Source organism: Salmonella sp. 741265050_HSA (assembly GCF_046569445.1).
Classification (GTDB): Bacteria; Pseudomonadota; Gammaproteobacteria; order Enterobacterales; family Enterobacteriaceae; genus Salmonella; species Salmonella enterica.
In genome coordinates this window covers 46,772-59,448 of record NZ_JBKFSV010000004.1, presented here as the reverse complement: position 1 = coordinate 59,448, position 12,677 = coordinate 46,772, and the positions used below count along the sequence as shown (strand labels likewise).

General features: G+C 50.5%; 11 protein-coding genes, 1 tRNA gene and 3 pseudogenes. 2 read left to right on the top strand and 13 right to left on the bottom strand.

Going from position 1 to position 12,677, the window contains the following annotated elements; all coding sequences use genetic code 11:
- Window positions 1-6: 6 nt before the first annotated feature.
- The 6 genes and pseudogenes from leuD to ACLD4F_RS11160 all read right to left on the bottom strand — a co-directional run.
- Window positions 7-633 (bottom strand): 3-isopropylmalate dehydratase small subunit, encoded by a 627-nt coding sequence (leuD, locus tag ACLD4F_RS11185; protein WP_000379343.1) that lies wholly within the window; start codon window positions 631-633, stop codon window positions 7-9.
- Between the two features lies 1 nt (window position 634).
- On the bottom strand, window positions 635-2,056 hold the full coding sequence (gene leuC, locus ACLD4F_RS11180) for a 3-isopropylmalate dehydratase large subunit (protein WP_001274862.1): 1,422 nt from the start codon (window positions 2,054-2,056) through the stop codon (window positions 635-637).
- Between the two features lie 131 nt (window positions 2,057-2,187).
- Window positions 2,188-3,426 (bottom strand): MFS transporter, encoded by a 1,239-nt coding sequence (locus ACLD4F_RS11175; RefSeq protein ID WP_077905097.1) that lies wholly within the window; start codon window positions 3,424-3,426, stop codon window positions 2,188-2,190.
- A 340-nt stretch (window positions 3,427-3,766) separates the two neighbouring features.
- Window positions 3,767-4,090 carry a DUF1889 family protein gene (locus ACLD4F_RS11170; protein ID WP_001539227.1) on the bottom strand — a complete coding sequence of 108 codons (324 nt, stop codon included), beginning with the start codon at window positions 4,088-4,090 and terminating at the stop codon, window positions 3,767-3,769.
- A gap of 109 nt (window positions 4,091-4,199) precedes the next feature.
- Window positions 4,200-4,307, bottom strand: coding sequence for a diol dehydratase reactivase ATPase-like domain-containing protein (locus ACLD4F_RS11165; RefSeq protein ID WP_159420139.1), 108 nt, complete (start codon window positions 4,305-4,307; stop codon window positions 4,200-4,202).
- Window positions 4,276-4,641: pseudogene (locus ACLD4F_RS11160) on the bottom strand (diol dehydratase reactivase ATPase-like domain-containing protein); the annotation flags it as partial. The gene ACLD4F_RS11165 and the pseudogene ACLD4F_RS11160, both read right to left, overlap by 32 nt.
- Window positions 4,642-4,707: 66 nt before the next feature.
- Here ACLD4F_RS11160 and ACLD4F_RS11155 point away from each other — a divergent pair.
- Window positions 4,708-5,859 (top strand): annotated as a pseudogene (locus ACLD4F_RS11155) (IS3 family transposase).
- 17 nt (window positions 5,860-5,876) lie between these two features.
- On the opposite strand, the pseudogene ACLD4F_RS11150 reads toward ACLD4F_RS11155, so the two are convergent.
- The 4 genes and pseudogenes from ACLD4F_RS11150 to proB form a co-directional block, all read right to left on the bottom strand.
- Window positions 5,877-6,131 (bottom strand): annotated as a pseudogene (locus ACLD4F_RS11150) (Arm DNA-binding domain-containing protein); the annotation flags it as partial.
- 163 nt (window positions 6,132-6,294) lie between these two features.
- Window positions 6,295-6,370, bottom strand: a tRNA-Thr gene (locus ACLD4F_RS11145).
- Between the two features lie 115 nt (window positions 6,371-6,485).
- Window positions 6,486-7,736: a glutamate-5-semialdehyde dehydrogenase gene (gene proA / locus ACLD4F_RS11140; RefSeq protein ID WP_411010840.1), complete on the bottom strand. Its 1,251-nt coding sequence runs from the start codon at window positions 7,734-7,736 to the stop codon at window positions 6,486-6,488.
- Window positions 7,737-7,747: 11 nt separating this feature from the next.
- Entirely contained in the window at window positions 7,748-8,851 is a 1,104-nt protein-coding gene (proB, locus tag ACLD4F_RS11135; RefSeq protein ID WP_001285275.1) for a glutamate 5-kinase, read from the bottom strand.
- 282 nt (window positions 8,852-9,133) lie between these two features.
- Between proB and phoE the strand changes: the two genes are divergently transcribed.
- Entirely contained in the window at window positions 9,134-10,186 is a 1,053-nt protein-coding gene (gene phoE, locus ACLD4F_RS11130) for a phosphoporin PhoE (RefSeq protein WP_023165961.1), read from the top strand.
- 50 nt (window positions 10,187-10,236) lie between these two features.
- Here phoE and crl read toward each other — a convergent pair whose 3' ends face one another.
- The 3 genes from crl to gpt form a co-directional block, all read right to left on the bottom strand.
- Window positions 10,237-10,638, bottom strand: coding sequence for a sigma factor-binding protein Crl (gene crl / locus ACLD4F_RS11125; protein WP_000174693.1), 402 nt, complete (start codon window positions 10,636-10,638; stop codon window positions 10,237-10,239).
- A 57-nt stretch (window positions 10,639-10,695) separates the two neighbouring features.
- Window positions 10,696-11,940, bottom strand: coding sequence for an esterase FrsA (gene frsA, locus ACLD4F_RS11120; RefSeq protein WP_000189588.1), 1,245 nt, complete (start codon window positions 11,938-11,940; stop codon window positions 10,696-10,698).
- 88 nt (window positions 11,941-12,028) lie between these two features.
- Window positions 12,029-12,487 (bottom strand): xanthine phosphoribosyltransferase, encoded by a 459-nt coding sequence (gene gpt / locus ACLD4F_RS11115; RefSeq protein ID WP_001292018.1) that lies wholly within the window; start codon window positions 12,485-12,487, stop codon window positions 12,029-12,031.
- Window positions 12,488-12,677 lie beyond the last annotated feature (190 nt).

Below are 12,677 nucleotides of genomic sequence, written 5' to 3'. Positions count from 1 at the left end.
TCTTCCTTAACCGCGCGGGGATGCAGGGCGTTTTAACCACGGCCGCCGTGAATAATGCGCAACCTCAAAATTTTCAATCTCCGGCAAGTATTGCAATGTCCAGGCTATCGCATCTTCGCCTGCGGCCAGCATCGCCCGTTTGAGTTCACTGATCACAAAGGAGATCGTTTCCTCTGCCGTCGTAATTTCACAGCGATCGAGTGAAACAGTGATAGAATTGGTATCAGCACTCGCGGCAAGCTGCGCCAGGCGCGCCAAAGCAGGTTCATCTAATGAGACCGTGAGGATCCCGTTGCGTTGGCAGTTATCATCGAAAATGCCTGCAAATGTGCTACCTATCAGCCCCCGCACTCCCAGTTGTTTTAATCCCCATACGGCGTGTTCACGACTCGATCCACAGCCAAAATTGGGGCCAACCAGCAGGAATGTCGCGCTCTGCCAGCCCGGCATGTTCAGAATAAAATCAGGATTTGGTTGGCCGCCAGCCATAAAGCGACGATCGAAAAACACCCCTTTATCCAGCCCCTGGCGATCGATCCCTTTCAGGAACTGTTTTGGCATAATCACATCAGTGTCGATATTCGGTTCCAGCATCGGCGCAATTCGCCCGCTGATTTGCTTAAACGTATCCATCTTATTCCCCTGCCTGAAGTAATGACCGAACATCGACCAGATGCCCCTCTACCGCCGCCGCTGCAACCATCGCCGGGCTCATCAAATGCGTTCTTGCTCCAGCGCCCTGTCGTCCAGGGAAATTACGGTTCGTACCTGATGCACAGCGATCGCCGGGCGACAACACATCTTCATTCATCGCAAGGCACATTGAGCAACCCGACTGCCGCCATTCAAAACCGGCAGCAATAAAGATTTTCGCCAGTCCTTCTTCTTCCGCCTGGCGTCTTACCATTGTTGAACCAGGCACAATGATCCCGCGAACATGGCTGGCGATTTTGCGCCCTTCAAGCACCTTCGCAACGGCACGCAAATCCTCAATGCGACCATTTGTGCATGAACCAATAAAAGCGTGAGAGATACGAATATCTTTCAGCAACATGCCAGCCGTTAATCCCATGTAATGAAGGGCCTTCTCAAGCGCCAGGCGCTTAAGCGGATTGGTTTCCTGTTCCGGGAAAGGCACACGTCCGGTGATGGAACCTGTTTGATCCGGACTGATTCCCCAGGTGACTTTAGGCTCAAGATCATGGCAGTTGATCGCCACCGTCTTATCAAATACCGCATCTGCATCGCTGCTCAACTGTGACCATTCCAGCAATGCCTGCTGCCAGAGTTCACCTACAGGCATTTGCGGTTTACCGTAGATATAGTCAAAAACCTTTTTATCCGGCGCAATAATGGCACCACGCGCCCCCGCTTCTACCGCCATGTTGCAGAGCGTCATTCGTCCTTCAACGCTCAACGCGCTGATGGCCTCACCCACAAATTCAATGGCATATCCCGTCGCGCCATCAGCGCCAATACGTTCAAGCAATTCAAGAACAATATCTTTTGCGGAACAGGCGAAAGGTAGCTCTCCCTGAACACTTACGCGCATGGTTTTGAGCTTGCGGTAAACCAGCGTCTGCGTGGCCAGCAGATGTTCAATTTCCGACGTCCCGATACCAAAGCCCAGCGCGCCAAATGCACCATAGGTTGTCGTGTGACTATCCCCGGCGGCGATCACCATGCCAGGCATCACTAGCCCTTGTTCATGAGCAACCACGTGTTCAATCCCCTGACGCGGATCCAGCACATCAAATAATGTGATGCCAAAGTCAGCGGCATTTTCCCGAAAGTAATCAACCTGTAGCTGTCCTCCCGGATCGGTCATTAAGACATCCCGTTGCGACCGCGTGGGATTAACATGGTCAATATTCAATAAAAACGTGTCGGGGTGCCGAACGGTGCGACCGCGTTCTCTTAACCCGCTAAATGCCTGCGGGCTGGTATATTCATTCAGTATTGAACGATCAATATAAAGTAAAACATGTCCTTCGTTATCAAGTTCACGAATGGTATGTGACTCAACTAATTTTTCATACAGCGTTTTAGCAGACATATATATTCCTGGAGCAACGAATATCCGGGTAGCCAAATATTCACAATTTAAGCTTTTAGCTATAGTGACACATTAATAAAAAAATGATGATTCCATTATGGAAAGTATAAAAACACACTTCGTGTCTATAATCAGAAACTCTCCTGAACTGACTGTTTTTTGATTTGCGGTTGTTTCTCATATTTTGCGAAAATAAACCGGCAGATAAATAATCCTATCCCCAGCATCATCAGACATGATGCCGCAATAGCATTCCATCCCTGCCAGGAGAAAAGATACCCGTTTAAATACCCCATTACTGCACCGCCAGAGTAGTAGCAAAGCAGATAAAACGATGTCGCCTGTCCTTTTGCGTTTGGACTCCGTGAACTGACCCAGGCTAATACGGTGGAATGAGCAGAGAAAAATGCGACTGACAGTAAAACGATACCTGAAATGAAAACCCACAGAGAAGGGGCGATTAGCGTAAGAAATGCACCGACCATCATACAGATGATCAGCATACTGAGCGCATTCATCGACCCAATATTCAACGCGACACGGGCAGCATATGGCGCAAGAAAAAAAGTTAATGAGAAGCTAACTGGAATCAAACCTATCCAGGTGTAGCTCAGCTCATAAGGCGGTCGATGCAGGTAAAACGCCAGAAAATTAAAGATGGACGTAAAAGAGCCGAAAAGAATAAATCCAATGACAAAACATAATGATACGTGGATATTCTTAAAATGTTCCAACCCGCCTTTCAACACTGCACCAAGCTGTAGTGAAGGCGTAGGAACAAACTGTCGGGATGTCGGGAGAAACAACTTCACCGCGAGTGCCATAGCAATCAGAACGCCACCGAAGATAAAGAAAATCGTATCTATAGATACATGCTCCATCATCAAAGTTGCAAACACACGACCAGACATACTCCCTAGCGAATTGCCAAAAATAAAATATCCAGTAATAATCCCTGCCAAAGCAGGAGAGACTTCTTCACTGATATAGACTGTAACGGCCGCCGTAATACCACTTACTGCAATGCCGAGCAAAGCGCGGTATACCACCAGCATCGGCCATGATGATGCAGTTGCGCACAGTAGAGTTAAAATACCTCCTGCCAGCAACGAATAAAAAATGATTGGCTTTCGCCCAAAACGGTCAGATAACGTGCCGCTAAATAACATGGCTAATGCCAGAAACCCCACCTCAGCAGACAAAATCATCCCTACCTGATTCAATGGGATATTATAAACCTCACTTAACTTTGGTAATAAAGCCTGGATTGAATATAAAGAAGCTAACTCTGCCAAACCCGCCAGAGGTAATATCATTAAAATAGGCAAGTACTTACCTATTGTCTCTTCAATATTATTTTTCATACACAATGTTCCGTAAAAAATCCTGATTGCCATCTGCCTGTTTGCCAACAAACATCCGCGTATACAATATTTATCTTTTACGTTTGCAGAATTGACAGCGTTCACATTTTATTTTTCTTAATAGAGACAAAATGGAATCAAGTGTTTTATGAAATGTAGATCATCTAAGAATGACGCGGTAATGGCAACGTAGTAAGTTATGAACTATATATTTATTCAATAAATATATAGACATTAATTTGACGAAAAGAAATGAATCGGCAGTCCAAAACTGTCACTGGCAACCCTTCTGGACGCCGCCATCCTTAGATGGAAACGTCCGTTAGCGTTTTATTCGATAGTCAGCTCACACGAGTTCTTTGAGCTGCTCCTGCATATAGGTCGAAAAATACTCTGGGTTTTTGATAAGGATGCGGTTACCGGAGGCGACTTTTTCTGCCCATCCGGCCACTTTTTTCGTGAACTCAGGATTCCATCCCTCCTGCTCACCCCGTGCCACCACAACTTCCGGGCTTACTGGCACGCCTAAATCATGCAAATACTTTAAAATTCCCTTAGCGGTACTTTCATCCATTGAATGGGGTACTGACGCCGAAGTATTCATACCACCAATAAAATCCAAGGCTTTTTCAATTGCTGTTGGCATGCTCTTATCCTTAAAATTAACCACGTGAGAGACACCTTGATACTATGTACCCAACTCTGCCGGGATATCAAAGAGAACATCGCCTTTCTTTGACTTACCCCGCAGCTAAACGCTTTCGCGGCTATTTTCTGCACTATTTTTTGGCTTCTCCGGCTAAAACCAGCCCGGTCGCCACCGCATTGCGCGGGCCTTCAGTACCACGGATATTACCCTGCCCGGCGACAACGCCGGACTGCGCCATCGTTATTGATAATGGCGGCATCGGTGGATCCTGCGCCTAAATCGAGGATCGCCAGCGGCGCGGCGCATCCAGGCGTCGTTAACGCGCCAGCCACAGCCATGTTGGCTTCCACACCACCGACTTCAACTGGGGTATTTAACCGGGCGCTTAGCTCGCTGGCGATAGCCTGCATCTGTAAGCGATCGGATTTCACCATTGCCGCAATGCCAACGGCGTTTTCCATTGAACCTTCCCCGGCAATGCCACCCTGCACCGCGCGGGGAATAAACGTATCCACCGCCAGAAGATCCTGTATATGCACGGCGTTCATGTCATGACCGGTCAGCGAGGCCATTGATCTTACCCAGCAATAGTGGACACGCGACTAAGTGAGTAAACTCACAAGTAAGAAGTGACTCACATGACAAAACCAGCATCAACCACCAAAAAGCCACGCAAGCAGCACACGCCTGAATTTCGTCAGGAAGCCCTGAAACTGGCTGAACGCATTGGGGTGGCCGCTGCCGCCCGCGAACTTAACCTGTATGAATCACAGCTCTACAACTAGCGAAGCAAACAGCAAAATCAGCTCTCTTCTTCTGAACGCGAGCAGGAGATGTCCGCTGAGATCGCCCGTCTGAAACGTCAACTGGCAGAACGGGATGAGGAACTGGCCATTCTCCAGAATGGCCGCGACATACTTCGCGAAGCGCCTGAAATGAAGTATGTCTTCATCGAAAACCATCAGGCTGAGTTCAATATCAAAGCCATGTGCCGTGTATTATCAGGTTGCCCGTAGCGGCTGGTACGTCTGGCATCAGCGTCGTCATCAGATAAACCGGCGTCAGCGGTTCCACCTTGTCTGTGATAACGTCTTCCGGGAAGCATTCAGTGACGCAAAACAACGCTATGGTGCGCCACGCCTGACGGATGAGCTTCGTGCTCAGGGTTACCAGTTCAACGTGAAAACCGTGGCGGCCAGCCTGCGTCGGCAGGGGCTGCGGGCGAAAGCCTCGCGCCGGTTCCGTCCGGTCAGTTACCGCAAACATGATCTGCCAGTCTCAGAGAATCTGCTGAAGCAGGACTTTTACGCCAGCGGCCCGAATCAGAAGTGGGTGGGTGACATCACGTATCTTCGCACTGGTATCTGGCCGTGGTTATCGATCTGTGGTCGCGGTCAGTCATTGGCTGGTCGATGTCTTCGCGGATGACAGCACAGCTTGCCTGCGATGCGTTACAGATGGCGCTGTGGCGGCGTAAATGTCCGGAAAATGTCATCGTGCATACAGACAGAGGCGGTCAGTACTGTTCAACGGATTACCAGAGCTTACTGAAACGCCATAATCTGCGGGGAAGTATGAGCGCCAGAGGTTGTTGTTACGACAATGCCTGTGCGGAAAGCTTCTTCCATACGCTGAGGGTGGAATGTATCCACGGAGAGGACTTTGTCAGCCGGGAAATAATGCGGACAGCAGTGTTTAATTATAGTGAGTGTGATTACAATCGGTGGCGTCGTCACAGTGCCTGTGGCGGTCTCAGTCCGGAACAATTTGAAAACCAGAACCTCGCTTAGGGTTGTGCCCATATTACGCGGGTAGGATCACAGCTCTTTCCTTCTGCCACAAGTTTTCGGGCATCATCACGACGAGAACTGACATCTGCAAGTGTGATCGTCGGATACACACCCAGCGAGATCATTTTTGGCTTACCGGCAAAACGATAACGGAACCGCCAGCTCTTGCTTCCATTAGGTTCAATTAGCAATGACAACCCTTGCCCATCTCCGAGTGTATAGGCTTTAGTTTCAGGCTTAGCGCGGCGAATCTGCATATCGTTTAAAGGCATGTGGATAGGAATCCAAGACCGAACAGGAACATATACACAATCCTATACACATTCAGTGTCGGATTCTACTGGATGGTTACGGACGGTGATGGACAAAAAAGCAATAAAGTCGTTATAAATCAGTGTATTTATGGATGAATACGGACGTTTGAGGAACTTGAGATGGTGCCGATAATAGGAGTCGAACCTACGACCTTCGCATTACGAATGCGCTGCTCTACCAACTGAGCTATATCGGCCCTGAGAAGGGTGTGTTCACGCGGGTGAATCACGGGGTAGAAGGTTAAAACTAACCGGGCGGTGCGTCAATAGCCTTGCTACTCAACCGGCTATTTTTGCACCGCTCGTCATTAATTACGCACGAATCGTACCATCGCCAAAGCCTATCCACTTATAGGTGGTAAGCGCTTCAAGCCCCATCGGACCGCGGGCATGTAATTTCTGCGTGCTGACCGCCACTTCTGCGCCAAGCCCAAACTGCCCGCCGTCGGTAAAACGGGTAGAGGCGTTGACATAAACCGCAGCGGAATCCACTTCGTTCACGAAACGCGCAGCATTATGCATATCACACGTCAAAATCGCATCGGAGTGCTGAGTGCCATGTTCGCGAATATGGCCGATAGCGCCATCCATATTTTCGACCACCACAACGTTCAGATCCAGAGACAGAAACTCGTTATCCAGCTCTTCCGGTTTCAGCGGCACCAGTTTGGCAGGGCCATGCAGTACCTGCATGACGGTTTCATCCCCATGCAACGTCACGCCGCTCTCCGCCATCTGCTTGCTCAGCGCAGGCAAAAAGCGTTCTGCGATGTCCTGATGCACCAGCAAGGTTTCCACCGTGTTACAGGTGCTCGGGCGCTGGGTTTTAGCGTTGACAATAATCTTCAGCGCCGAGGCGATGTCTGCGCTGCTATCAACAAAAATATGGCACACGCCAATCCCGCCGGTAATCACCGGAATGGTGGATTGCTCGCGGCACAGTTTATGCAAGCCTGCGCCGCCGCGCGGGATCAGCATATCGATGTACTTATCCATACGCAGCATTTCATTGACCAGCGAACGGTCCGGATTATCAATCGCCTGAACCGCCGCTTCCGGTAAACCGCAAGCTTTCAGCGCCTTCTGAATGACACGAACGGTTGCGGCATTCGTGCGATGCGTCTCTTTCCCACCGCGTAGAATCACCGCATTACCGGTTTTCAGACACAAAGAAGCCACATCAACGGTAACATTCGGACGCGCCTCATAGATAACGCCAACCACGCCCAACGGCACGCGGCGGCGCTCCAGACGTAGCCCGCTGTCCAGCAGACCGCCGTCGATCACCTGCCCGACCGGGTCAGCGAGATTACAGACCTGGCGCACATCGTCAGCAATCGCTTTCAGACGCGCAGGGGTCAGCGCCAGGCGGTCCAGCATCGCTTCGCTCAGGCCGTTGGCTCGCGCCTGCTCAACATCTTGTACGTTCGCGCTGAGGATACTTTCCATTTGCGCTTCCAGTTCATCGGCTATTTTTTCCAGCACGCGATTTTTTTCACCGCTGGAGATCAGCGCCAGCTTATACGACGCCGCTTTAGCAGCAATGCCCATTTGTTCCAGCATATGCCTGTTCCTTATCGAGTAATCATGTCATCACGATGAACAGCGACCGGGCCATATTCATAGCCAAGAATCGCATCGATTTGTTGAGAGTGGTGACCGGCTATCCGCCGCAGAGCATCACTGTTATAACGGCTGACGCCATGAGCGATATCACGCCCTTGCAGGTTACAAATTCTGATGACCTCCCCCCGCGAGAAATTGCCCGTCACGCTTTTGATGCCTTTTGGCAGAAGTGAACTGCCACGTTCCAGCATTGCCGCGGTCGCGCCTTCATCAACCGTAATTTCGCCTGCCGGCGGCGCGCCGAAGATCCAACGTTTGCGGTTCTCCAGCGGCGAGGCTTGCGCATGAAAACGGGTGCCGACGGAAATCCCCTCCATCACATCGCCGATCACGCCCGGTTTACTGCCTGAGGCAATAATCGTATCAATACCCGCGCGACAGGCCACGTCTGCCGCCTGAAGCTTAGTGCTCATACCACCGGTTCCCAGCCCAGAAACGCTGTCTCCCGCGATAGAGCGCAGCGCATCGTCAACGCCATACACATCTTTGATAAGCTCCGCCTGCGGATTGCTACGCGGATCGGCGGTGAATAATCCTTGCTGATCGGTCAGCAGCAGCAGTTTATCCGCGCCTGCCAGGATCGCCGCCAGCGCGGAGAGGTTATCGTTATCGCCCACTTTAATTTCCGCTGTCGCAACGGCATCATTTTCATTGATAACCGGCACAATATGGTTATCCAGTAATGCACGCAGCGTATCGCGGGCGTTCAGAAAGCGCTCTCTGTCTTCCATATCCGCACGCGTCAACAGCATCTGCCCGATATGGATACCGTAAATTGAAAACAACTGCTCCCACAGTTGAATCAGGCGGCTTTGCCCTACCGCCGCCAGAAGCTGTTTAGAGGCGATCGTTGCCGGCAGTTCCGGGTAGCCGAGATGTTCACGTCCGGCGGCAATCGCGCCAGAGGTAACAATAACAATACGATGTCCCGCGGCGTGTAGCTGCGCGCACTGGCGGACAAGTTCTACGATATGGGCACGGTTCAGGCGGCGCGATCCGCCTGTTAGCACGCTGGTGCCGAGTTTTACGACCAGCGTCTGGCTGTCACTCATGATTCTCTGCCGTTCAAAATAAGAAATAAAGACCAAATGAACGTTTTAGCAGGACTGGCTCCGGTTGCCAACAACCTGTACGCGTAGCGTGAAATTTTGTTGCGCAGGATCAGCAAGCGTAGCGGCGGAATTTGACCATTTTATTACCGCAACAATTAAACATATTTTTTTAAAAAAATTCTCACTTTGTCATAAATATTTCATTACCGAACGTTAAAAACCTTCCTGTTTTTTACCGGGTTTCCCGACAAATCATAGCGCGTAATTAAAACAGGAATGGAAATGAATAAGAGCACTCTGGCAATAGTGGTGAGTATCATCGCATCAGCATCTGTTCACGCCGCCGAGGTTTACAATAAAAACGGTAATAAGCTTGATGTGTATGGAAAAGTTAAAGCCATGCACTATATGAGCGATTATGACAGCAAAGATGGCGATCAAAGCTACGTTCGTTTTGGTTTTAAAGGCGAAACGCAAATTAACGATCAATTGACCGGCTACGGGCGCTGGGAAGCTGAGTTTGCCGGTAATAAAGCCGAAAGTGATTCGTCCCAGCAAAAAACCCGCCTGGCCTTTGCTGGCCTGAAATTAAAAGATATCGGTTCTTTTGACTATGGACGTAACCTGGGCGCGCTGTACGATGTTGAGGCCTGGACGGATATGTTTCCCGAATTCGGCGGCGACTCTTCCGCCCAGACCGATAATTTTATGACTAAACGCGCCAGCGGGCTGGCGACTTACCGCAATACCGATTTCTTCGGCATCGTTGATGGACTGGATCTTACCTTACAGTATCAGGGGAAAAACGAAGATCGCGATGTGAAAAAGCAAAACGGCGACGGCTTCGGCACATCCGTGAGCTATGATTTCGGCGGCAGCGATTTTGCCATCAGCGGCGCTTATACTCTCTCCGATCGCACCAGGGAGCAAAATCTGCAGCGCCGCGGTACGGGCGATAAAGCCGAAGCCTGGGCTACGGGTGTAAAGTATGACGCGAATGATATTTATATTGCGACTTTCTATTCAGAAACCCGCAACATGACGCCAGTTTCCGGCGGATTTGCCAATAAAACCCAAAACTTCGAAGCGGTTATCCAGTATCAGTTTGATTTTGGTCTGCGTCCGTCATTAGGCTATGTGCTGTCAAAAGGCAAAGATATTGAGGGCGTCGGCAGTGAGGATTTGGTGAATTACATTGACGTTGGCGCAACCTATTACTTCAACAAAAATATGTCCGCGTTTGTAGATTACAAAATCAATCAGCTTGATAGCGATAACACGTTAGGCATTAATGACGATGATATTGTGGCAATAGGGTTGACCTACCAGTTCTGATAAGTCGCATTGTGCCTGATGGCGCTACGCCATCAGGCATGACAGCAGGGTTATGCCGACAGTTTTACCGGCTCGTCGTTGAAATCGTCAGACGGCTCCAGCGCCAGCTCCATAGAAATCAGCAGGTCGCGTAGCTTCTCATGAAACTCGCGTAGCGTGTATTCCAGTCGCTCCACCACTTCGGTTTCGTTAATCGGCACTGCGGTCCAGTTGCCCTCTTTATCAAACAAACCAAACTGATAACGATAAGTGAAGCGTTTCTCTTGTGCTTCCAGCTCCATCCACCAGCCCCAAAATTCACGCTTCTCTGGCGCGGGCTTCACGTTGACGCAAACTGCCAGGCAATCGAAAAAAAAACGATTGTCTTCGCACTGCCCTTCCCGGATATAGGGGCCAAGCGCGGTAAATTTCTTGATCAATCTACTTTTCGGGTGTCCACTCGGTAACGTCATTGCGATCTCCTTTAATGAAGCAACTGTTTTACCAAATCAATAGAATTTATCAATCTATTAACACAATCTATGATTAATCCAGTCGGTAATTTCTTGCAGCGCGCGGTCAAAATTGCGGTACACCGGGTTAAAAGGGATCTCTATCAGCTTACCGTCTGAAGATGATGTTGTAATTAAGCGAGACTCTTCTTCCGGGCTGAAAGGATCGTTTTTCCAGAAGCCGGAAAGCATTGGCGTAGGACAACGTCTGCCCAGTAGCCCCTGTACTTTCAACGAATAGCGATTGAGCTCCACACGCAGCGCCTCATCCGAAGCATCATGCATACCCAGACGGCTGGCCAGCACATCCAGATACATCTCCGGCACCGTGCTCTGTCGTTGCGGATCGCTAAGTAGCGCATGGACCACCGGCCCCAGGCAAGCCACCGCCTTCAAACGCGGCGCTTCCAGATAGGCCAGACGCACCGCAACATTGGCGCCAAAACGGAAACCAAACGCCGCAACACGGGTATGATCCACCCAGGGGACATTAGGAAGCGCTTTTAACACATGCTGATGGAGCAAGCTGGAATCCTGGGTTAATTTCCACTTTGATGAAAATCCAACCGAAGGCATATCAAGCGTTAACATCGCAATACCGCGAGGCGCGAAATAGCGTTCATACAGGGTGTAATAGTCGGTTTGCATGGCGTCCAGGCCGCCGCACATGAGCACCGTCGGAAACGGACCATCCCCTTTCGGCATATGTAAAAACGCGGTGACAGGCGAACCGCCAGGAACGGCAAATTCCATTTCACGTAACGAGCCTGGCAACCGCTGCGCGGCCTCTTCATAGGCGCGATTCGCCAGCGCCTGCGCCTGCTCCGCCAGCTCATCGCCCTTCAAATGCGGGTAGGCGGCAATGTTATAGAGCGTTGAGGCATGAAGCCAGTAGCGTCCGCTGCGCATGGCGTCCTGTTCCTGACAGGCTTTCTGCTGCCAGTCCATCGCCTGCTTTGCCCACTCATAAATCCAGTTGCCGCCGCGGTAACCGATGACCGTATCGTATAAATCATCATCCGTTCGCTCTGCGTCGCTCATCACAATGCGCGCCTGCACATCAAGGATTTCTCGTGGATCAACGCCGCGCCAAATCCACATCAGGCGGTTTATCATGCGATACCAGTGCGGGACGTTCTTACCGTCCAGCGCGGATTGCATGGGCGGCTGCGACCCACGATTGAACCGACGGACAAGGGTAGACGTTTCAGTATGTTTAAAGCGGGGTTTGAACAGGGTTTCGCTGAGGTTAGCCTGTGTCATTCGTGCAGCCTCCTTGGATACTCATAGAGGCTTATTGTAACCAATAAAACAGCGCCCGGCATTGCCGGGCGCTCTGAAAAGCTGCTGATTAACGACCTGAAATCGGCGGTACAAATACCACACCCATATCCCAGGGCTGCTCAATCCAGGTGTTCTGAGGAATATCAATAACATAATCATCAACCAGCGGACGGCCCGCCGGTTTAGCGAAAATCGTGACGAAATGCGCTTTAGGGTACATTTCGCGAATCGCGACGGCGGTGCCGCCGGTATCGACCAGATCGTCGATGACGATAAAGCCTTCGCCGTCGCCTTCTGCACGTTTCAGCACTTTCAGTTCGCGCTGGTTATCGTGATCGTAGCTGGAGATGCATACGGTATCGACATGACGAATGCCCAATTCACGCGCCAGTAGTGCGCCCGGTACAAGGCCGCCACGACTTACGGCAATAATGCCTTTCCATTGTTCTGAAGGCATGAGGCGGCTCGCCAGTTTGCGTGCGTGAATCTGCAACATGTCCCAGGTGACGACGTATTTTTCGCTCATGTGAAGTGTCCCAGCCTGTTTATCTACGGCTTAAAAAGTGTTCGAGGGGGAAATAGTTGCGCGAGATTATAGAGACCTGACGCGCTAAAAACCAGTGTTTAGCGGAATCCACGCCTCTTTTTGTATGCTTTATACTACCCGCAGGCGGAGAAAGTGGTATTCTCAGTCGCATCTCGTAAGAGTTATCAAT